The organism is Odoribacter sp. N54.MGS-14, assembly GCF_000980295.1.
Lineage (GTDB): Bacteria > Bacteroidota > Bacteroidia > Bacteroidales > Marinifilaceae > Odoribacter > Odoribacter splanchnicus.
Window position 1 is genome coordinate 1 of record NZ_LARL01000055.1, and the last position, 22,693, is coordinate 22,693.

18 protein-coding genes are annotated in these 22,693 nt (G+C 43.5%); 9 read left to right on the plus strand and 9 right to left on the minus strand.

Annotated features, from left to right (window positions below; all coding sequences use genetic code 11):
* On the minus strand, positions 1 to 176 hold a 176-nt coding region (locus WS42_RS15530), incomplete at its 3' end, for an AAA family ATPase (RefSeq protein WP_286728483.1).
* Between the two features lie 160 nt (positions 177 to 336).
* Complete coding sequence (locus tag WS42_RS10885) at positions 337 to 627, minus strand: hypothetical protein (RefSeq protein WP_041556309.1); 291 nt, start codon at positions 625 to 627, stop codon at positions 337 to 339.
* Between the two features lie 605 nt (positions 628 to 1,232).
* On the opposite strand from WS42_RS10885, the gene WS42_RS10890 reads away from it, so the two are divergent.
* Complete coding sequence (locus WS42_RS10890) at positions 1,233 to 1,424, plus strand: hypothetical protein (RefSeq protein WP_046403958.1); 192 nt, start codon at positions 1,233 to 1,235, stop codon at positions 1,422 to 1,424.
* A 33-nt stretch (positions 1,425 to 1,457) separates the two neighbouring features.
* Here WS42_RS10890 and WS42_RS10895 read toward each other — a convergent pair whose 3' ends face one another.
* The 3 genes from WS42_RS10895 to WS42_RS10905 form a co-directional block, all read right to left on the minus strand.
* Positions 1,458 to 2,447 (minus strand): EamA family transporter, encoded by a 990-nt coding sequence (locus WS42_RS10895; RefSeq protein WP_013610856.1) that lies wholly within the window; start codon positions 2,445 to 2,447, stop codon positions 1,458 to 1,460.
* Positions 2,448 to 2,659: 212 nt separating this feature from the next.
* Entirely contained in the window at positions 2,660 to 4,297 is a 1,638-nt protein-coding gene (locus WS42_RS10900; protein ID WP_046451088.1) for an AMP-binding protein, read from the minus strand.
* Positions 4,298 to 4,654: 357 nt separating this feature from the next.
* Positions 4,655 to 6,265, minus strand: a complete 1,611-nt coding sequence (locus tag WS42_RS10905; RefSeq protein WP_013610858.1) for a fumarate hydratase — start codon at positions 6,263 to 6,265, stop codon at positions 4,655 to 4,657.
* A gap of 200 nt (positions 6,266 to 6,465) precedes the next feature.
* Between WS42_RS10905 and WS42_RS10910 the strand changes: the two genes are divergently transcribed.
* Entirely contained in the window at positions 6,466 to 7,719 is a 1,254-nt protein-coding gene (locus tag WS42_RS10910; RefSeq protein ID WP_022161069.1) for a M48 family metallopeptidase, read from the plus strand.
* A gap of 295 nt (positions 7,720 to 8,014) precedes the next feature.
* Here the strand turns inward: WS42_RS10910 and WS42_RS10915 are convergent, their stop codons facing one another.
* Positions 8,015 to 8,743: a GntR family transcriptional regulator gene (locus WS42_RS10915; RefSeq protein ID WP_197699712.1), complete on the minus strand. Its 729-nt coding sequence runs from the start codon at positions 8,741 to 8,743 to the stop codon at positions 8,015 to 8,017.
* Between the two features lie 247 nt (positions 8,744 to 8,990).
* On the opposite strand from WS42_RS10915, the gene WS42_RS10920 reads away from it, so the two are divergent.
* Positions 8,991 to 11,690 (plus strand): ROK family protein, encoded by a 2,700-nt coding sequence (locus tag WS42_RS10920; RefSeq protein ID WP_087383562.1) that lies wholly within the window; start codon positions 8,991 to 8,993, stop codon positions 11,688 to 11,690.
* 155 nt (positions 11,691 to 11,845) lie between these two features.
* A complete protein-coding gene (locus WS42_RS10925; RefSeq protein ID WP_013610862.1) occupies positions 11,846 to 12,703 on the plus strand; it encodes an ATP-binding protein in 858 nt (285 codons plus the stop codon).
* 147 nt (positions 12,704 to 12,850) lie between these two features.
* On the opposite strand, the gene WS42_RS10930 is transcribed toward WS42_RS10925, so the two are convergent.
* Positions 12,851 to 13,921 (minus strand): BF3164 family lipoprotein, encoded by a 1,071-nt coding sequence (locus tag WS42_RS10930; protein ID WP_046403934.1) that lies wholly within the window; start codon positions 13,919 to 13,921, stop codon positions 12,851 to 12,853.
* A gap of 8 nt (positions 13,922 to 13,929) precedes the next feature.
* Positions 13,930 to 14,166: a hypothetical protein gene (locus tag WS42_RS10935; RefSeq protein ID WP_046404814.1), complete on the minus strand. Its 237-nt coding sequence runs from the start codon at positions 14,164 to 14,166 to the stop codon at positions 13,930 to 13,932.
* A gap of 376 nt (positions 14,167 to 14,542) precedes the next feature.
* Here WS42_RS10935 and WS42_RS10940 point away from each other — a divergent pair, with 376 nt between their 5' ends.
* The gene (locus tag WS42_RS10940) at positions 14,543 to 15,592 is read left to right on the plus strand and encodes a sensor histidine kinase (protein WP_233434024.1); all 1,050 of its coding nucleotides are present in this window, start codon (positions 14,543 to 14,545) and stop codon (positions 15,590 to 15,592) included.
* A gap of 28 nt (positions 15,593 to 15,620) precedes the next feature.
* Here the strand turns inward: WS42_RS10940 and WS42_RS10945 are convergent, their stop codons facing one another.
* Entirely contained in the window at positions 15,621 to 16,517 is an 897-nt protein-coding gene (locus WS42_RS10945) for an Rpn family recombination-promoting nuclease/putative transposase (protein ID WP_046451090.1), read from the minus strand.
* A gap of 317 nt (positions 16,518 to 16,834) precedes the next feature.
* Between WS42_RS10945 and WS42_RS10950 the strand changes: the two genes are divergently transcribed.
* From WS42_RS10950 to WS42_RS10965, 4 genes are all read left to right on the plus strand, one after another.
* On the plus strand, positions 16,835 to 18,772 hold the full coding sequence (locus WS42_RS10950; RefSeq protein WP_013610868.1) for a sialate O-acetylesterase: 1,938 nt from the start codon (positions 16,835 to 16,837) through the stop codon (positions 18,770 to 18,772).
* 334 nt (positions 18,773 to 19,106) lie between these two features.
* Complete coding sequence (locus WS42_RS10955; RefSeq protein ID WP_013610869.1) at positions 19,107 to 20,342, plus strand: competence/damage-inducible protein A; 1,236 nt, start codon at positions 19,107 to 19,109, stop codon at positions 20,340 to 20,342.
* A gap of 8 nt (positions 20,343 to 20,350) precedes the next feature.
* Positions 20,351 to 21,349: an alpha/beta hydrolase gene (locus tag WS42_RS10960; protein WP_286728482.1), complete on the plus strand. Its 999-nt coding sequence runs from the start codon at positions 20,351 to 20,353 to the stop codon at positions 21,347 to 21,349.
* 150 nt (positions 21,350 to 21,499) lie between these two features.
* A partial coding sequence (locus WS42_RS10965; RefSeq protein WP_046451091.1) for an ABC transporter permease occupies positions 21,500 to 22,693 on the plus strand: 1,194 nt, incomplete at its 3' end.

Here is a 22,693-nt window from a genome sequence, read left to right on the forward strand (position 1 = left end):
GTCGAACATGCGGCAAAATCTACCAGTATATGAGTTTCGTATTCGTTAGTTGCAAACTCTTCAGCAATGGTGGATTTCCCGACACGTCTCGCACCCTGTATCAATACGGCAGTCCTGCCTTCATCCGTCCGCTTCCATTGCAGAAGCTCATTATATATTTTCCTTTTGAATATCATATATCTGCACAGTTATCAATATAGAACAAAGATAACGAAATCTGCATATATCTCAAAATGTTTTCTTTGTAAAATGACATAAATCTCAAAATCTTTGTATGATAAAAGTGAATCTCAATTTTAATATTTTTAAAAATAGCCTGATTCTCAAAATGCTTTACTAAGCAAACACCTTATCCACCAGATTGACGGCTTCCGTCTTCTTGCTGTCAACGATTTGTAGGTTCATCGTTTTGCCGGAGGATATGGAAACGAGTTGATCTGGGAACGGGTAAAGAGAAGAGCGTTTTTCAGGGTATTGGCTGTTATGATTGTGTTGTTGTTTTACAGATATAAAAAATGAAGGAATAAACAAAGGAATCGGCAAAAAAATTACAAAAATCATGAAAATTTGCAACCCATTCGCAACCTTCTTTTTTGTTTTTTGGAGAAAACTATCATTTAGGTTCAAGTAATTGGCATTCAATAGCCTAATGAGTTATGAAATGCAGTAGGTAATGATTTGGCGACCTATCTTCTGCAATGATATACAACGCTTTGCATAACTCGAATAACCTGTTGTAAAGATAAGGGTATATCGTGAGAAAAAAGATTTTTCTCCAAATTATTTTCATAGAGCCGTCCGTTGGGGCGGCTTTTTGTTTTCCGTGTATTCTGTTTCTATGATAAATGCAGTCCCCGAAGACTACGTTTTTTGTTTTCGCCCCGCTTCTCCGTCTGCACATCCTCCACTTATGCCCGTGTATTATGTCGGGATCGGTTGTTCGTTGTCAGCGGCAAAGGTAGTTCCGGGCTTCCACGGACAAAAAAGGTCGGGGCGGCAAGCCGTTTAGACGACAATCTCCACACTTCCATTTCATTGCAGGTAGTATTCTCGCCATAAAACCTTGTTTGTCCTAAGCCCTACCTTTTTACGCCACTGAAACGAAAACGACCGACCCGACGGAAAGACGCATAAAAAAAATGTCGGATATGCGAGAAGCAGGGAAAAAGAAAATGGAAACTCAACTTCCTCACCTCTGGAATCCGCATAAAATCAAAAAAAAATCAGATAAGATGAAACTGAGATACAAAATATCAATTTGGGTGGCACTTGCACTCGCAGGCTCTCTCCTTTGGGGCGGAAGCGTCTGGCTTTGGCTGGCAGGGATATGTGCAGGGAAATTCCTCATTCGGCTACTCCTAACCATTGGATCGGCGGTTTACTGTTTTCTGTCATCGCCCTGGTATTCCTTATGCCGGTATTGATGTCGTATGGAAAGAAACCGGTGAGGGATAAGCTTAATCGGTGATAAAGTCTTTGGATTGATGGGTGTAACTGCCTTTGGAAGGAATGATCAGAATCAGTAAGGAACCTAAGATGATGATTCCTCCGTAAATATAATCCTGGGTGTCCAGCTGTGGACGCATGGCGGCATAATAGAGGGCTGCGATCACTTCCAGTAAATAAGTGAGCACAGGTTGAAAAGCACGTACAGCCATAAAGGTTTCTGAGGTGGAAAATTTTAAAGTTGCATAATAGAGGTAAGTAGTGGATGCATTGATGAATAAACCGGCCAGACAGGCGCTGATAATTGTTTCCGGATGGATCATTTCGGGCAGGTCGGGGAGGAGCGTTAGAAAACTCAAGAAAGGAGGGAGCCGATCCCCGAGAAAAAATTTCAGGAGAGCTATGGCAAAGAAAAAGACGATCAGAGACAGGCCTCCGTAAAACATCGTATATCCTGAAATACCGCATTTTTGCCGGACGCTGGTATCCGGATTCCAGATGGTGGTTTCCTCCACGACGATCGAGCGGATGCAACTGGCTGTCGCCGACAGCAACACCAGGATGGAGACAATCACACGCATGTGTACTGGAAGGGAAAAAATAAATAATATAAATCCGAGCAATATAATGAGAATGCCCAGGAAATCCCCTTTATAAGGTATTCTTCGAAAAATGGCATAGGCCAGAATGTAAGTGATTATAATCTCTATGTTGAACAGAAGACTGGTCTCTGTCGAAGTGATATAAAGGAAGGTAGAGATCATCGTGAAACTGCGGATGATCTGCATAATGGTGTACAGCCAGGAGTATTTTACTCCGCTTTTCCAGTTTTGGGGCATGACCTGTTTGCGGATGATCATTAAAGTGACACCGGTGGCGAAAATCATAAAAGAGGTGAATACCATAATATTGACATCGTATTGCAAAACACAAAACCGGTTGACTACATTTAGAATGGCCCAGACGATAACAGTGGATAATGCGAGAAGTACACCTTTCATAGATCTTGTTTTCTAAAGCAGTTCGAATGTCTGTTGTACGTAGAAATGTAAAGATAGTTTAAGCTTTGGCCAGAGCTTTGTTCGGTAGTGTTGGTATACCGTGGCCGGTGTGCTGCCTCTGACGGTTGCTGTGAGTCGGATAAGTACTGATAGGGGCCGTTCCTTTTCCAGGTATACAGAGATACATAGAAAAGGAACAGCGTGAACAGAGTTTAACGTTTGGGACGGAGAAGATCCAGGCCCAGTTCTTTTTCGGATATTTCCCGCATTTCTATTTTCCTGATTTTTCCGGTAACCGTCATCGGGAAAGCATCGACAAATTTCCAGTATCTGGGGATTTTGAAGGTTGCGATTCGGCCTTTACAATACGTATGAAGCGATTCGGCCGATACGTTGTAGCCCGGACGGGGTTTGATCCAGGCCATCACTTCTTCTCCGTATTTTTCACTGTATACACCGATAACCTGTACGTCGGAGACCCCTTCGTGGACGATCAGAAAATCTTCGATCTCTTTGGGAGAGATATTTTCTCCACCCCGGATGATCAGGTCTTTGATACGTCCGACTATACTCACATAGCCGTTTTCATCCATGACGGCGATATCACCGGAATGAAGCCAGCGGGTTTCGTCGATGATGGCTTTGGTGTCTTCGGGATTATCCCAGTAGCCTAACATCACCGAATATCCCCGGGTGCAGAGTTCCCCGGCTGTACCCCGGGGGACGATTGCGCCGCTTTCCGGATCTATGATTTTAATCTCTACGTGGGGGTGGACGGTACCTACCGTCGTTACCCTCAGTTCCAGCGGATCGTCCGTACAGCTTTCGGTAGAAACCGGAGAGGTCTCTGTCATGCCGTAACAAACACAAATTTCTGTCATATTCATCAGGGATTGTACCTTGCGCATGGTATCGATCGGACAAGGTGCACCTGCCATGATACCTGTTCGGAGAGATTTTAAATTGTATTTGGCGAAATCGGGCAGATCCAGTTCTGCAATAAACATGGTCGGGACACCGTATAAGGAGGTACACCTTTCATTTTCGACAGTCTGTAACACCTGTTCCGGATCGAAAAATTCTCCGGGAATAACGATACAGGCCCCGTGAGTGACGATAGCCATATTGCCCAATACCATACCGAAACAATGGTAAAAAGGAACCGGCAGACATACGATATCTTTTTCCGTGTATTTCAAGCGTTCCCCGATGAAAAATCCGTTATTCAGGATATTGTGATGGGAGAGAGTCGCTCCTTTGGGATAACCGGTTGTACCCGAAGTATACTGGATATTGACAGGATCGTCGAATTGCAGGGAGGCTTCCCGTTCGGCCAGTCGGGCATCGCTCACCTGAGAAGCGCTCGATAAAAAAGTTGCCCAGTCGCGGTCGATGATGACGGTTTGTTTGGGATAAAGACAATCCGGACGGAGCTCGTCCAGCATTTTGATATAATCGGTTTTCCGGAAGTGGGAGGAAGCGATCAAAAGATCGATCCGGCTTTGTTCCAGGGCATAACGCAAACCCGAAAGTTTGTATCCCGGATTGATGTTTACCATAATAGCCCCCATCAAGGCTGTGGCATATTGTACCAATACCCATTCGTAGCGGTTCGGTGACCAGATGCCTACCCGGTCGCCCCGGCGAATCCCGTGGGCCATCAAGGCCTTGGCTACCTGTTCGACTTGTGCCAGAAATTCACTGTAATTGGCCCGGTATTGTTGATACTCGGAAATCAAAGCAGTCCGTTCCGGAAATTTTGCTGCTATTTGTCGCAGATTCTGACCGATTGTCTCTCCTTTCAACGGAATATCTGATATTCCGCAGGCATAGGATAATGTTGCTTGCATAGCTATTAATTTATTGTCGTGTTTTGTGTGCAACCACAAAATAACGACAATAAAATGAAACAACATAGCTTATTTATCAATAAATGAGATATTTACACAAATGACGTCAAGGTGTGCAAAAATTTTTGTCTTTATTTCACAAACCGGAAATAAGTGTGAAAAATAAATGGATGGTTTCTATGCCCTGGAATATCGATAAGCGACTTTTCAAACTTGAGCTGTCTTTTGAAAAAAGAAAGATTGGCGGAGCTTCATTTCCTGATCCCTGTTATCGATCAGAAACGAAGCTCCGCCAATCGGCAGAATGACCCTCAAAAGGAGGTTAACTACAACAAACCGTTGGATAGTTTCTTGTTATCAATGAGCCCACTCAGCGAAAAAATCGTTGCCTTTGTCATCGACGATGATGAAGGCCGGGAAGTTTTCTACGCGGATTTTGCGGACAGCTTCCATACCGAGTTCTTCGAAATCGACCACTTCGACCGATTTTATGCTGTTCTTAGCCAGAATGGCTGCCGGTCCACCGATCGATCCCAGATAGAATCCGCCATGCTTTTTGCAGGCATTAGTGACGTCGATCGAACGGTTGCCTTTGGCTACCATGATCATAGAACCACCTAAAGACTGGAACAGATCGACATAAGGGTCCATACGCCCGGCTGTCGTCGGTCCGAAACTACCTGATGCCATGCCTTTCGGAGTTTTGGCAGGACCGGCATAATAGACCGGATGTTTTTTGAAATATTCGGGCATCGGTTTGCCTTCGTCGATCATTTGTTTGATCCGGGCATGGGCGATGTCCCGGGCAACGATCAGGGTCCCTGATAGGTTCAAACGGGTTTTCACCGGATATTTGCTCAGTTCTTTCAATACGTTTTCCATCGGTTGATCGAGGTCGATATTGACCGCCGGAGTTAAAGCAGGACTTTCTGCCGGCAGAAAACGTGCCGGATTCTTCTCGAGTTGTTCGAGGAAAATCCCTTCTTCCGTGATTTTACCTTTGATATTCCGGTCGGCACTACAGCTGACTCCGATGCCGACAGGACAAGAAGCTGCATGACGCGGAAGACGGATCACACGTACATCGTGTACCCAATATTTACCTCCGAACTGGGCTCCGATACCTTTGTCCCGGCAAATCTTCAAGATCTTTTCTTCCCATTCCAGATCCCGGAAAGCACGGCCACCTTCATTACCCGAAGTGGGGAGATGATCGTAGTAGCCTGCCGAGGCTTTCTTGACTGTGGTCAGACAAGCTTCGGCCGAAGTGCCGCCGATGACTACCGCTAAATGGTAGGGAGGACAGGCCGAAGTACCCAGATCCAATACTTTTTGCTGGATAAATTTAGTCAGGGTTTCTTCGTTCAATAAAGCTTTTGTCTGCTGGTAAAGGAAAGTCTTATTGGCAGAGCCCCCTCCCTTGGTGATGAACAAAAATTCGTATTTATTGCCCTGTGTGGCATAAAGGTCGATCTGTGCCGGCAGATTGGTCCCGGTGTTTTTTTCTTCTGTCATGGTAAAAGGCACTACCTGGGAATAACGCAGATTGCGGTCCCGGTAAGTTTCGAATACCCCTTTGCTGATCGCTTCGGCATCATTGATCCCGGTCCATACGTTTTCTCCCTTTTTACCGATACAAATGGCCGTACCGGTATCCTGACAGGTCGGTAGTTCCCCTTCTGCCGAAACCACTTGGTTCATCAACATGGTGTGGGCAACGAATTTATCGTTGTCACTGGCCTCCGGATCTTTCAGGATGTCGGCTAATTTTTGCAAATGAGCGGCGCGCAGGTAAAAAGAGACGTCTGCATAAGCTTCGCGAGCCAATAACTCTAACCCTTCACGCTCTATTTTTAAAATCTTACGTCCTTCACATTCGATCGTTTTTACATAATCTTTTGTCAAAAGGCGATACACTGTGGTATCATTTTCAATAGGAAACGGTTCCTGATACTTAAATTCTGCCATACTTATCTGGATTGATTTATGAATTCATTATTTGCGCAACGAAATTAAAATTAATAAATGAAAATCCCGAGAGTTTTAAAGAAAAATTTCTGTAATTAGAAATGATCTGAATAAATCACGGAGGAATATATGGATTTTACTATTTTTGTAAAAATTAACGGCAGAATAGTTTTATCCGTTTATACTTTTTTATTTTGAATATGAATACTGAGGTTGTTTTTATTATTATCGTTGTTTTTTTAGTTGCTGATTTTATTGTAGAACGGATTTTGGAATGGGTGAATATGCGGGCTATGGCGCCTGTATTACCTGAAAATCTTAAGGGAATTTACGATGAAAAAGAATATGCACGTTTTCAGAATTATAAGCGCGAAACGAATCGTTTCGATCTGATCAGTTCCACTTTTTCTTTTATCGTGATGATGGTGTTTTTGTGTACAGGAGGTTTCGGTTGGTGGAATGCCTGGGTGGTGACCTGGACAGATCAGGCGGTTTTACAGACCTTACTTTTTATGTTGGGCTTGTCGCTGGTTTCCGGGCTACTCGGTTTGCCTTTCGATTGGTATGCTACTTTTCATATTGAAGAAAAATATGGTTTCAACAAAACGACAATGAAGACCTATGGATTGGATTTACTCAAAGGAATGTTGGTTTCCGGGGTGATCGGCGGACTGTTGCTGTCGGCTGTCGTCTGGTTTTATGAATGGGCTGGTTCTTTCTTTTGGTTGTATGCCTGGGGAATAGTTTCTGTATTCTCGGTTTTTATGGCTATGTTTTATTCCCAGTTGATTGTGCCTTTGTTCAATAAGCAGACTCCTTTGGAGGCCGGGGCTTTACGGGATAAAATCAATGCTTTTGCAGAGAAAGTGGGCTTTAAACTGGACAATATTTTTGTAATCGACGGATCGAAGCGTTCTACGAAGGCAAATGCTTATTTTACCGGTTTCGGTCCCCGCAAACGGATTGTCTTGTATGATACCCTGATAAAGGATTTGACCGAGGAAGAAATTGTTGCTGTCCTGGCCCATGAAGTCGGACACAATAAAAAACGGCATACCGTTCAATTTATGCTGGCATCTGTGATTCAGACCGGCGTGATCCTTTGGTTGTTTTCGCTTTTTGTCAACCAGCCGGCTTTGTCAATGGCTCTGGGAGGTGACCGGGCCTGTTTCCAATTGGGATTGATCGCTTTTACAATCCTCTATTCGCCGTTGAGTATGATATTGGGATTGGTGATGAATGCCTGGTCGCGGAAAAATGAATATCAGGCAGATGCTTTTGCTGCCCGGTATTACGATGGTGAATCGCTCATTTCCGGCTTGAAGAAGATCTCTGTGAAGTCTTTAAGCAATCTCACCCCCCATCCACTGTACGAATGGGTATACTATTCGCATCCCTCTTTGTTGAAAAGAATCAGGGCGATCGGACAGGTAGAAGCTGTGGATGCCGAGTAAATCCGGTTTACCTGAAATATAGGTATGTTTTTTCTTTCTATTCCGATTCCGGATTTTATACCGTCAGACCGGTCCGTTAAGACTTTCGTTGATTTTATCGGTTTTTCTCCTGTTCGGAAAAACAAAATCTTTTGTTTTTCTTTCGCTTATTCGAAGAACTCACTGAACGGCGGAACCCCTTACTGCGCAAAAAACTTTACGTTACGTTTCCGTCAGACACCATCGGTCGTTCGAAAAACCGAACCGGATACTCGTTCCCGCTCCAATGGTCTTCCGGCATTTTATAAACTCCAATTCATACTTCCCTCTCGAACTCAAGCGTATAAACGAAGCTATCGGCCCGGTAATAGCCGATATTCCATTCCAGAGGGCGTCCCCCCGGGTCATATACAAATCGTTTTCGGATGAGTATAGCGTCCCCGGGCTTGATTTCAAGCTTCTGAGCCAGAAATTTGTCGGCAAGCTGGGCACTGATTTCTTCTTTCGAAATTTTTGCAACAGAACTATAATCTTGTTCTAATATTTCGTATAGGGGACGGGAAAAATCTTCATTACCGGTCAGCCCTATCCGGGGATTGAAATAAGAGATGAAATAAACGAACGGAAATTCCGGATTACCCCGTAAACGCTCCAGTTTTAATATTTTCTTTTCATCGGTGATGGAGAAAAAACGACAGATCTCTTCTGAAGGAAGCGCCCAGCTGGTATGTAATTCATAGTTGGTCGGTTCGATTCCCTGCGCTTTCATTTCCTGGGTGAAACTCAACCAGTTTTTGGCTTTCGAGCTGACCGATTGGTTGACTACTATAGTACCGATCCCTTTTTTTCGGACTAATAACCCTTCAGTGACCAGGTTGTTGATCGCCTGGCGCAGCGTATTCCGGGAAATTCCCAATTGTTTCGACAAATCTACTTCGTTGGGTAACATCTTCCCTTTTTTATACTCCGGTTCCCGGATGATGTTCCTCAATTGATTTTCTATTTGTAGATATAAAGGTATCGCACTATTGTGATCGATCGATATTTTCATGATTGAAAAATTTAAGCAAAAGTAGGAAAATTGTACTTGCGAAAGTAAAATTTCATTCTTATAAATCAAAAAAAGTAATTGTTTTTTAGTAGTATGTTTGGATAATATGCTGATCGTTAGTTTGTTATTTGTTCGGCTTGTGTCGGTAAAACAATAAAAAGAGATAAACTTTGTAACAATAAAAAGAATGCACTATATTTGTCAATGTATAAATGTCTATACATATTAATGTGGTGAAATAATGGAATATTTATTAGGAATCGATATCGGGGGAACTCATGTAAAAGGTGGGATTGTCACAGGGACTACCGGGAAGATGGATCAGAGGACTATAGTTTATGAGAAAATAGATGCCGGAGGCTCTGCAACTTCGATTATAAAGGGGATACTTCGGGTGATTACAGCATTGAAGAAAGGGCGTTCTGAAAACGAATGGCGGGGTATAGGAATTGCTATACCCGGGCCTTTCGATTATACCCGGGGAATAGCTGCTATTCATGGGGTACAAAAATTCGATGCCTTATTCGGTTTGGATTTGAAAGAGGAAATAAAAAGGGTATGCAGTTTACCGGTTGTCTTCCTGAACGATGCTTCTGCTTATGCTTTGGGAGAATATTATGGGGGAGCGGCTCAGGGGAGTGAGAGGAGTATGGTCGTTACGGTCGGGACCGGACTGGGAAGTACGTTTATGGCCCGGGAAGAAATATTGGACGAAACGATGCCCGCCGTTCCGGAACACGGGTATTTGTATAATATTCCTTTTCGGGATAGTATAGCGGACGACTATTTTTCTACCCGCTGGTTTGTAACGAACTGGAATCACCGCTTTCCCGATAAAGCGGTGATGGATGTGAAGACATTGGCGGAATATGCTTATCGGGGAGAACAGGCTGCTAAAGTCCTGTTTGAAGAGTTTGCCGATCATTTTACCGGATTTATAGCTCCTTTTCTGAGACATTTCTGTCCGGACTGTTTGGTACTCGGGGGAAATATCATGCGGGGTGCCGATTTATTTCTGGAACGGATAAAGTCTGAGTTGGAAACCCAGGGGATCGGAGTGAGAATAGATACTTGTCGTTTATGGGAAGATGCTCCGCTGATCGGGGCGGCGATGTATGCGAATCAGGTCTTGGGCCGGAGTGGGATGGAAGGAGAGGCGGTAAAGAGAAATACAAAACAGTATCTGGCTCCTATGAAAGCACAGGCAACTCCCCGGGGAGTTTATGATTTGTATCCGGCTTTTCCGGTCGGGGAGAATAAGATCCGTTCGGGGATAGGGTGTTTGGCCGATTGGATAGAGCGACACGGGCAGGTGGTTATCGATGGTTATGGAGGAGTGTTTTGGGACGAACTGGTGAGCGAACTGGGAGATGAATTTCGTCGGAGAGGGAAGTGTGTACGTTGGTTCCGTACCGATGTCGCGATGCGGGATGCTCGGACGTTGGAGGAAATGCTCGCTCCCGATCTGGGAGGAGAAGATCCGTTGTTCGGCCGGATGACGGAGAGACAATTGAGGGATTGGTTTGATCCCGGGAAGTTGAACGCTTTTAGGCCGGACCAGGAGGCCGATATCAATGTGCTGATCGGTATAGGAGCTGCTTTGGCCGGATGGAAAGCACCTTTGATCTATGTCGATGTACCTAAAAATGAAATACAGTTTCGCATGCGGGCCGGGTGGGTGAAAAATCTGGGTATGAATAAACCGAAGAATAATCAGCAAACCTATAAACATTTTTTCTTTGTGGATTGGGTTGTGCTGAACCGGCATAAAGCGGAGTGTCTGCCACAGATAGAGCTGATTGTGGATGAACAACGCAGGGGACAGCAATTGCTGATGATGAGCGGGGAGGATTTGAGAGAGGGATTACACCGGATGGGAAGAAATTTCTTCCGGGTTCGCCCTTGGTTCGAACCCGGCGCATGGGGAGGGCAATGGATGAAACAACACATCCCGGGATTGAATGAAGAAGTGCCTAATTTAGCCTGGTCTTTCGAATTGATGGTTTTGGAAAATGGACTGATGTTCGAAAGTAACGGATATCGTTTGGAAGTTTCTTTCGATTTTCTGATGTATAACGATTACCGTCAAGTTCTGGGAGAATCGGCCGATGTGTTTAAAACCGATTTCCCGATTCGTTTTGATTTTCTGGATACTTTCGATGGAGGTAACCTGTCGGTACAGTGTCATCCCCGGACTACGTACATCCGGGAACAGTTTAATATGCCTTTTACACAGGATGAGACGTATTATATCCTGGATAGCCGGCAGAATCCCCAGGTTTATCTGGGATTTCAGGAAAATATCCGGCCTGAAGAGTTCGGCGAGGTATTGAAACAGAGCCAGGCAGAAGGTAAGACGATAGACATTGAAAAATATGTACAGAAATTTCCGGCACACAAACACGACCTTTTTCTGATACCCAACGGAACGGTTCATGCTTCCGGAAAGAATTGTATGGTGCTGGAAATCAGTAGTGCTCCGTATATTTTTACTTTTAAAATGTACGATTGGCTGCGATTGGATTTGAATGGGAAACCCCGTCCGCTGAATGTACAGCGGGGAATGGATAACCTCTATTTCGAACGGAAGGGAGAACGGGTGGCAAAAGAATTGGTTTGTCATCCCGAGGTATTGGAAAAAAACGAACATTATACACTCGAACATCTGCCGACCCATGAAAAGCATTTTTACGATGTCCATCGGTATACCGTCGAAGATGCGGTGGAAGTAGAAACTGAAGGGAGTTGCCAGGTTTGGATGGTGGTGGAAGGGAAAGCAGTAAGGGTGGAGACTCGCGAAGGAATGAGGCAACGCTTTAATTATGCCGAAACGTTTGTAATTCCTGCTGCTGCCGCTACTTACCGGATTATAAATGAAACACCGGGAGAAAAGGTGATACTGGTAAAAGCTTTTATCAAAAAAGGATATGGGTTTGAATAAAGTCGGAAAGAAGTAGGATACCGGCAAATTCAGAAAGGGATTTTGCGTACATCGGTTTTGCATCCTTGTAGAGGGAAAATATACTTGTAAATTTAATATATACAAACTTAAGAAAAATTCTTAAGTTTGTAAAAAATATTCTATAGACGGATGGTATGAAGAATAAGATGCAAATACTGGGACGTATATCGTTGGGATTACTGATCTGTATAATACTGGGACAGGGAATTTGGTTGTATCGGGTACGTGAAATGGAAAATCATGGATTCGAGCAGACGGTCGGCCGGGGCCTGAACGATATCTTGTGGGTGGAGGTGATTTTCCTGATCGGGTTTATCGTTTGTTTAGTTTGGCAAAGGGTTGTGGCGAAAAGGATTGAACGAAGGACACTGGTACAGATGATGGGGAAGACACCTTCGGAAGAGATACCTTTAACGGAGTGGATGGCAGTGATCGACGGTAAGCTGCAATGCGAGGGGATTGCTTTGTCTGTGGAGGAGGAATTGAAATTGAATACGATAAAAACGCACTTGGTGGAAATGGCTGAAACCATCGATATGCAGCAGAGTGCTTTAAAGACCTCGGTATGGAAAATCGACCGGGAAAATATCGATCTGAAATCGGAGATGGAAATGATCGTTGAGTTGTTTTCTCTGATCCGGCCACAGGCACTGGTGGGTTACCAAATCGACGAAGGAGCGGAATATCCTTGTTTGGATAAGGTATATTTTTATTATCTGATCCTTTGTTTGGTAGATAAAGCTATTGTATCTGCCGGAGTTCACCCCGTAGTGAGGATCGAATTTTATACCGACAAGAAACATTATATGTTGACAGTCGAAGATAATGGCAGGAAAATAGATCCGGGAGACAGGCAGCCGGAACAATCCACCGGGGCGGGACTGGCCTTCGTCGTACAGCAAGTGGTCGGTGGTTATGGAGGAAAAATCCGCTTTATAAGTAAACCGAACGGAAACAAGTGTGTGATCACTTTACCACAGAAACGGAATTAATTGAAGTACGAAACGGCGATTACCGCTCGCTCCTCTTTTCTTGAAGGAAGGGCATAAAAAATAGAGAGGAACTTGAGAAGAGAGTCTGGCAGACAATCTTACTTCAAGTTCGCTCTCCTCTATATGCAGTGGAGTATAGCGACAACACTAGAGATGGAGTGTTATAATCTCGGAATGATTGTTTTCCTGAGATAAGGCATAAATGGTATTTTCTTCGGCACTATAGCTGATCGAAGAACAAGCATTTTCCAGGCGGTAAGTACGCACGTGCGAACCGTTCCAGTCGAATACCAGTATGGTTTTGCCTTTGTCGACGTCCAGATTATGTTGTTTTAGCGTCCGTCCTGAATACAGGGCATAGATGTAATCATCCGATACAGCCAGATCACAGAACCCGAAAATATGATATTTGGAATAATTGACCGGATGGACTAAACCACGGCCTTTGGGACGGTGACGGTTGAATTTTACCTTGGCAGGGGTCAGATGCACTTCATTGACACGGGTCAGTTCGTTACCGTTGATTTTGCAGATGTCCAGGCAACCGGTTTGCATATTGGCGCAGGCCAAGCGTTCGAGCGTCGGTTTTACTGCTAAGGTATTGCTGGCATAAAATGCACTTTTGAGCGTATCCGTCAGAGTGGGATCGGCACAGGCCGGATAACTTACACTATAGGTGTCGTCTCCGGATACTTGACTGATGCAATAACGGCCTTGGGTATAAACTCCGGTCGACAGCAGGCGGTCACCGATCCGGATGGCTCCGATAGGGGTCTTGTTGTTGTCGGTGAGGGAAGTGAACGTAGGCTGGTAACCCGGAGTCGCATATTCGTTCAAGTTAATTTCCACGAACTTTTTAGTTCCGAAATCGAATGCCGAAACGATGTCTCCGTTTAGGTTCATACTGATAAAATACATGCCTTCTCCTTCGTTTCTGCCTGCCGGTACTAAACGGGTAACGGTTCCGTTTTCGCTGTCATAAATGGCGAAACGGTAAGCGCTACTGGGAGTAAGAAAAGCATATAAGTTTCCTTTTTTTACAAATTTATAAGGAGAGATAATGTTCAATGCCTCCACATCGATTTTGTCTGTTTGGGCATATTGAAGCTCTGTCACCTTCGTCCGTACTAACGGAGAAGATTCGGTCTCTAAGGTCGGATCGGATTGACAACTGCCGAGCAGAAGAGCAGGGATGATGAAGTAATATAGTTTTTTCATGTTAAATCTTATTGAAAACTACTTAATCCAAAATGAGTACCTACATGACCCTCTGAATCAATACCAAAACATACCTGTCCTACATAGATACATCTGGGGGCTGGATCAGATTCTTTTTCAGCTAAAGCATCTATATTATCAAAGGTAATACCAGTAATTGTAGATTCTTTAGAAAACATAAAATTAATAGACAATGCGGTCAGAATAATAATTCCTCCCATAAAAATTCTGGCTTTTTTTCTCATTTTTATATTTATTGGTTTTTGCGCTACAAAGTTAGGAAAAATTCTTAATTTTGTAAAAAAAGGGATATTCTTTAATATGCTAAAGATTTAAGATATGAAAAATAATATGAAAATTATGGGCCAATTGTCCGTTGTCTTATTGATATGTGTGCTATTAGGACAAGGGATGTGGTTATACCATGTGCGCGAAATAAAGCTTGGGGAATTTCGTGAAAGTGCAAATTACGTTTTATTAAATACAACTTATAGATATTTATATGATGAAAGTTTGAATTATGCTAAAAATAATAGATTAACGTATAGTTTGACAATGGACAATTATTTTTATTGGTATTATGACAATAAAAGGGATTCTATTCCGATCAAATCTCCCGATATGGTTGATAAATTAGGAAAATTGATCACCTATGATTATTTGAATAAGCATGGATTATTTGATATTTTTCGATTGAACGGATTGTATATAGAGTATTTAAAAGAAAAAGGTATTACTGAAAATCCCATATTAAAAGTTTTGAATATTGAGGGAGAAGAATTACAATCTACAGGAAATCTAAAGAAAAATTGTAATTCTATTATGACCCTTCCTATCGAGTTAGGGTATAAGAATAAACATCAATTATTAGCAACCTTCGAACTTCCCTTTGTTTTCCGTGCTTTAAGTGGTATTTTATGGGTTGAATTGATATTCATGATCGGTTTTATCTTCTGTTTGGTTTGGCAGTGGTGTTCGATACGGATGACAGTGCGTAGTGCGCGGATACAAACGATGGGAATGACGCATTTGGAACATGAATTGAAGAAGCCTTTGGCAACGATGATTTCGGTAGTAAATGGTATTCTGGAGGGGAAAGATTCTGTCTTATGTCCCCGGGATACGACAAAATTGACTATGGTAAAGGCGCGTTTGATGAAGATGGCGGATATCACCGATACGATGCTGACTTCTCTAAAGACTTCTGTATTGATGATAAACCGGGAAGTGATCGATCTGAAATTCGAGATGGAAATGACGACCGAAATGTTTTCATTGATCCGGCCTTACGCACGGGTGGGTTACCGGATTGCTGAAGGACTGGAGTATCCATGTTTAGATAAAATATATTTCAATTATGTCGTTGTTAATTTGGTAGATAATGCCATTAAATATGGCGGTACTCATCCCGTGGTGAAAGTTGACTTTTATACTATCGGTGACAATTATGTGCTGACCGTCGAAGATAACGGTATGGGAATCGCACCCAAAGATCAGAAGCAAATTTTCAAACAGTTCTACCGTGTAAAAAATCAACAAGTGACCCAAACTACCGGTTTCGGATTAGGCTTGACTTTTGTCCACAAAGTAGTTTGTGCATACGGAGGAAGTATCCGGTTGGAAAGTGAATTGGGAATCGGCAGCAAGTTCACCATCACCATACCTCAATAGCTCACGGGGACAGGGCAGTGAGCTATTGTTACGCTTTTTCAATTTTCTCAACCGGTAACCCTGTATATTTGGATATGGTGTCGTACGGTAAACCGTCTACTTTCATTTGGCGGGCTATAACGAGCTTCTCTTTTTCTATACCTTCCACAATTCCTTCTGCTCTTCCAACTTCTATGCCTTTTGTCATTCCTTCTTCAATTCCTTTTGCCATTCCTTTCCGGATAGCGCTGTTATATAGTGTTTTCTCGACACTGATGATATCCCAGAATTTTTCGTAACCCAAAAGCTGTGCTTCGGTGAAAGCAGATTCTTCTACGGCGTTCACGGCTTTTTTTACTTCCGGATTGGCCAACAGCTCAGGCGGCACTTCGCGGGTATGTTCATTGATTTCCGTCAGGAAACGAAGCCAGAGTACTTGCATTTTCTTCTCAGAATAGGTATGTGGGTTGAATTTGGGCAGTTCGACGAAAATCAAGTGTAGGCCTTCGATCACTTTTTCAGTGTGTTCCATGTGTACTAGCTGATAATAATGATAAAAGCCTTCGAGCTCAGGCTCGAATACTTCATTTACCAGATTCAGCGAATATACCGGCTGCAACAGTTCGTATTCCTGACCGGTGTCGATTTGCCGTACATAGGCCTTCGAAGCATTGAACAATACCCGTTGGCGAAACTCCGGAGACCAGATCATTTGCATCTCGACGATAAACTGACGTCCTTCTGCATCGCGGCAGCGGACGTCCACGATACTGTTCTTGCGTAAAGGATTTTCCGGTACGAGTTCGGCCGGAAGGTATTCTATCTCCCTGATCTCATGCCTGGGGTTTAAGGGCAACAGGGCGTTCAGCAAGCTGATCACCAGGTCGGGATGCTCGCCGAAAACATGTTTGAAAGTCAGATCGGCTTTAGGATCGAGATAACGCATAAATTTCCTTTTCTTTTTAATTTAAAGCAAATATAAGAAAAAATAGGCAAATAAAAAATACTGTGTTTGTGAGAGAAAAGATAGCGCAGGGCCCTGTCCCCCGTGGGCTATGTTATTTTAAAAATAATTATTTAAATTTACCCCATGTTATAGATCGGGTCTATTGTGAACTCACTCAGTTGTAATTGGTATTTAGTATGAAAAAAGTTGGTGGAAAATTATTGGGATTTGTTTTTGGTGTAGGTATATTGTTTGCTCTTTTGCCAGAGAAACAGGCCGGTGCTCAGGATTTACTTATTAACATTTAATAAAATCGTATGAAAAAAGGAATTTATCTTTTGGGATTAGGAGTCTTGCTGTTGCTGTGTATGGATTTACAGGCAAAAGTACGTCTGCCTCACTTCTTTTCTTCCAATATGGTATTGCAAAGGGATATGCCTATCCGGGTGTGGGGAAAAGCGGATAAGAATGAAGTGATTTCCGTCGCTTTGAATGGAAGTGTGCAAACGGCAAAAACCGGGAAGGATGGAATTTGGAGGGTGGAATTGCCTGCTATGAAAGCCGGGGGACCTTACGACATGCAGATCGAATCCGCAGAGGAGACGATCGGTTTAACCAATATATTGATCGGAGATGTTTGGGTTTGTAGCGGACAATCGAATATGGAGTTCGGTTTGAATAATGTTATAAATGCCGGGCAGGAGATTGCTGCCTCCACTTTGCCGGATATCCGTCTGTTGAATGTTCCGAAAAATATGCAATCGAAGGAGCAGTTCGATCTGGAGCCTTGCGAATGGACTGCCTGTAATCCTCAGACGTCTCCTCTGTTTACGGCTGTCGGTTACTTTTTCGGTAAAGAATTGCAACCCGAAATCGGAGTGCCTGTCGGATTGATTCATACTTCCTGGGGAGGTACCGATATAGAAACCTGGACCAGCTGGGAGACGGCTGTTAAAACCAACGACACTTATAAAAAATATGCCGGAAAGGATCAGGAGAAAGCGATGGGGTATTCGATGGATAATATCAGGTTATATAAAGAAGCCTTGAAAAAAGACAAAGGTTTGGTTCAGAAATGGTATGTTCCGGCTTATAAAACCAAAGGGTGGAAGACGATGGCAGTGCCGAAAGTCTGGGAGGCAGAACTGGCGAACGAAGATGGGATTGTTTGGTTTCGGAAAACCATTGATTTGCCGGCGGGTGTGACAGGAAAAAAAGCCAGAATAAATCTGGGGGCAGTGGATGACGAAGACCTGACCTATGTCAATGGGGTGAAAGTAGGAGAAATGAATTTCTGGATGCCCAACAGGTCTTATGAAATTCCGGCAGGTGTCCTGAAAGGGGGAAATAATGTGATTGCTGTTCGCATTACGGATACCGGCGGCTTGGGAGGAATCCTCGGTAAAGCTGAGGAAGTATACCTGGAAATCGATGGACAGAGATATTCGCTTGCCGGTGATTGGGTGTATAAGCCTTCGGTGGTGACTTCGATGTATAAAGTCAGTGGGATTAGTCCGAATAGCTTCTCTTCCTTGTTGTACAACGGGATGGTGCATCCCTTGATCGGATATGGGATAAAAGGGGTGATCTGGTATCAGGGAGAGAATAATGCGGGCAGAGCTTATCAATATCGTACGTTGTTTCCGGCTATGATAAACGATTGGCGGCAGCAGTGGGGATATGAGTTCCCTTTTTTGTGGGTACAATTAGCTAATTTTATGGCGGTGGAAGATCAGCCGAAAGACAGCGATTGGGCAGAACTTCGTGAAGCACAGAATATGACCCTGAGTTTGCCGAAGACCGGACAAGCCGTTATTACCGATATCGGTGAGGCTTTCGATATTCATCCCAAAAATAAACAGGAGGTGGGGAAACGATTGGCGAAAGCAGCTCTGCAGGTTGCTTACGGACAACCTGTTTTGGGAGAAGGTCCCGTTTATAAGTCTATGAAAGTGGAGGGAGAGAAAGTGATCCTGACATTCGGGAATGTCGGCGACGGATTGACGACCAGCGATCGTAACCGTTATGGGTATGTCAACGGTTTTTCCATTGCCGGAGCTGATCGAAAATTTGTATGGGCAAAGGCTTACATCGATGGGAATAAAGTCGTTGTTTTCAGTGAGAAAGTACCGAATCCGGTAGCTGTCCGTTACGGTTGGAGCAATAATCCTTATGACGACAACCTCGTAAATAGCGCCGGTTTGCTGGCTTCTCCCTTCCGTACAGACCAGTGGAAAGGAATTACCGAAAAATGAGCAGGTTTTTCTGGTTTGACAGAAAAGATCAGTAAAGGCTACGGTTTCTGGTTAGTGCTACGCTGAGTGGTGGAACTTCGTTCCGGGTAAAAAATTCCCTTTCAGAACCGCAGGTTCGCCAATCAGGAGCCTGCAAGGCGACATTGACCGGAAACGAAGTGACACGGATCCATTTAGAGGTGCTCCTTCATCACTTAAGGTTCTTGACGCACTTTATAAACCAATTTAATTCCCGGACTGAATTTTACGGAAGAATCGGTTGGGGGTTGGTATAAAATTTGTTTGCAGGAGGCATGATAGCAAAGGATTGAATAGATAATGAAATATTGACCTGATGAAAGCGATTATTATAACCATAGGGGATGAAATTTTAATGGGACAAATTCTGGACACGAATTCGCAATATATTGCCCGGAGTTTGACCGATATGGGGGTAGAGATTACAGAGATTTTATCGATCCCGGATAAGAGGGACGAGATTTATGAGACGGTGGAATATGCGATGTCTGAGGCGGATTTGATCATCGTAACCGGAGGTTTGGGACCCACGAAGGACGATGTTACTAAAAAGGTACTCGCTGAATATTTCGGTTCACAGTTGAAAATGAACGAGGAAGTATTCGCTCGGCTCGAAGAAATGTTGAAGAGGAGAGGATTGACTATGAACGAAGGAAATCGCTCCCAGGCTTTATTGCCGGATAATTGCCGGATTTTACGTAATGATAAAGGTACAGCTTCGGGAATGTGGTTCGAAAAAGGCTGGAAGTCACTGATCTCTTTACCGGGAGTACCCTTCGAAATGGAACATTTGATCGATACTTCCGTGATGCCGGAATTGAAAAAGAAGTATCCGCATTTACAATTGGAATACCGGATGCTGAAAGTATACGATGTCCCAGAATCCCAATTGGCACAAATGCTGGAAAATTGGGAAGATGCCTTAAAAGAGGGATTGAAATTGGCTTATCTTCCTTCTCCGGGACTGGTGAGATTACGTATTACGGCGAAAGGGGAAAGTGTAAAACACCTGGATGAATGTTACGAAAGCCTGAAAGAAGTATTAAAGGACGTGAGATATGCCGAGGGAGACGACGTTCTGGAGAAACAATTAGGCGAACTGTTGCGTAATAAGAAAGTCACTATGGCCACGGCCGAGAGTTGTACAGGAGGTTACATCGCTCATTTGATCACTTCTATTGCAGGGAGTTCGGATTATTTTAAAGGAAGTGTAGTTTCCTATGCGAATGAGGTGAAAGTAAATGTATTGGGAGTGAATGCCGCAGATTTGGAACGGGAAGGAGCTGTGAGTGAGGCTGTGGTATTACAGATGGCCGAAGGAGTAAGAAAGATCACCGGAGCAGATTATGCGGTGTCGACCTCAGGCGTAGCAGGACCGGGAGGTGGCACGCCGGAGAAACCGGTAGGGACGGTTTGGATCGGAGTAGCGACACCCCGGAAGAGTTATGCAAAATTGTTCACTTTTTCGTTTACCCGCGAAAGGAATATAGCGAAGGCAGCCTCTAAAGCCATGGAAATGTTGCTGGAAGAAGTGAGGGAAAACGAAAAGTAGAAGAGGATATGATGAAGCGACGTTATATGATACCTTTACTGATCCTTGTTGTTTTAGGCATTGCCTATTGGGCGGGCCCCCGGCTACCTCGTACGGAATTGAATACGGACCTACCGGATCTACCGGTTGGAATCGACCGTATCAGTGAGTATGTGCAGGACAGGGAGGCTCGGTTACCGGTGAAGCCCGATAATCAGGGAATCATTTTATGGGGAGATTTGGTTGCTCAGCCTACAACCTACGTATTGCTTTATCTGCATGGATTTACGGCCAGCCGTTTCGAAGGCCAGCCGATCATATCCGATTTTGTAAAAGAATTTAGAGTGAATGCTTATCTTCCCCGGCTGGCGGCCCACGGCTTGCAAGGTACGGAGGCTATGCTCGGTATGACGCCGGCTAATCTTTACAATTCGGCTAAAGAAGCCTTGGTGATCGCTCACAAATTGGGGAAGAAAGTTATTATAATGGGGACATCCACCGGTTGTACGTTAGCTTTGATGTTAGCGGCCGATTTTCCCAGGCTGGTGGATGCCCTGATCTTATATTCACCGAATATTAAAATTAAAAATCCTATGGCCCCCTTGTTGAGCGGTCCCTGGGGATTACAGATCAGCCGGGCCGTACATGGAGGGAAATATGCCGTTTCGGATGATCCGGCAGATAGTGAAGATTGTAAATACTGGTATTGTAAATACCGCTTGGAAGCACAGGTTTATTTACAGCAACTGCTGGATATGAGAATGAACCGACGGGAATTCGAAAAAGTCTCTCAGCCTGTTTTTTTAGGTTATTATTACAAAGATTCCGATCATCAGGATGAGACGATAGAAGTTAAAGCGGCGTTGAACATGTTCGACGAATTAGGAACTCCTAAAGACGAGAAACGGGCCGTTGCTTTTCCGAATGCAGGCGTACACGTTATTGCCTGTGGTTTATCGTCGAAAGCTATTCCTGAAGTCAGACAACAAACTTTCGATTTTGCCCGTCAAGTTTTGGGTATGAAATAATTCTTCCAACACGTTTGTCAATAAATTATACAAGTATTGTCTGTTTTTTTGACAGATTTAAGGTGCTGTTTATTTGATAAATATCTGAATATAAATTTATTAGTTAAATTGGCATGTCGATTGTGGATCTAGGGTAAAATCCATATTCCTATGATCGATATTAAATTATTTGTACGCAACCTGATTCACAATAAGCTTTATTTTGCTATTACGGTTTTGGGATTTGCTATCGCATTGACTTTTGTACTGGTGTTGAGTGTTTATATTCGTCAGGAACTATCGGTAGACCAATTTCATCAAAATAAAGACCGGATTTATCGGGTGGTCGATGAAGAGGGATCGTATTGGGGGGCTGTGATTGGTAGCGAACTGCAAAGTAAATATCCTGAGATCGAATGTTATACAAGATATTATAATCAGAACTATATGGTAGAAATTCCTCATCAGGAAAAAATCCTGATGCAAACAGCTCTGATCGATTCTTCATTTTTCCGGATGTTCTCCTTTCCCTTGATTAAAGGCGATCCTGCTACTGTGTTACTCGATAAGAATAATATTGTACTGACGCGTTCTTTTGCCCATAAAGTTTATGGTTCTGAGGATATTCTGGGAAAAGAAATTGTTATCAACGGTAAACATCGGCTGATCGTTACAGGCGTTATGGAAGATCTTCCTTATAATACTCATTTTGGGGTTACAGAAGGATTTGTCCGTTTCGATCTATTGGCAGATATTTGGGAAATGCCACGGATATTGGAAGAAAACGGTAATAGTTCTTTCGGATTATATCTCCTGACTTATCCGGGTACGGATATCGTTTCAAAAAAGGACATTATCCTGCGGGATTTTAAGAGTACTTACTGGAAATATCGTGATGGTTTTAGTAGTAAACTGGATTTTGAACCATTGAGTGCGGTATATTGGGGAGGAAAGACATCTAATAGCAAAACACAGGGAAACAGCAAAACAACCCTGGTGGGATTGTCCGTAATCGCTTTATTGATTTTGATATTGGCTTTAATAAACTACAATAACCTTTCCATTGCTCAGACTACGAATCGGGCCAAAGAAGCGGCTATCAAAAAATTGTTAGGAATCAATAATACGACCTTGTTTTGGCAGTTTGTCGTAGAATCATTGATTCTGTGTACTTTTTCGTTTGCGATCGCTTTGGTATTTTCCTGGATTTTGATGCCCTTTTTTGAACAGATTTTCGACACCCGTTTGTTTTATCGGGATATGTTGACCTGGGGTAACGGAATTATATTTCTTCTGTCGCTTCTGTTTTTCGGAGGTCTTGTCGGTCTTGTACCTGCCTGGATTATAACCCGCTTCAAACCTATA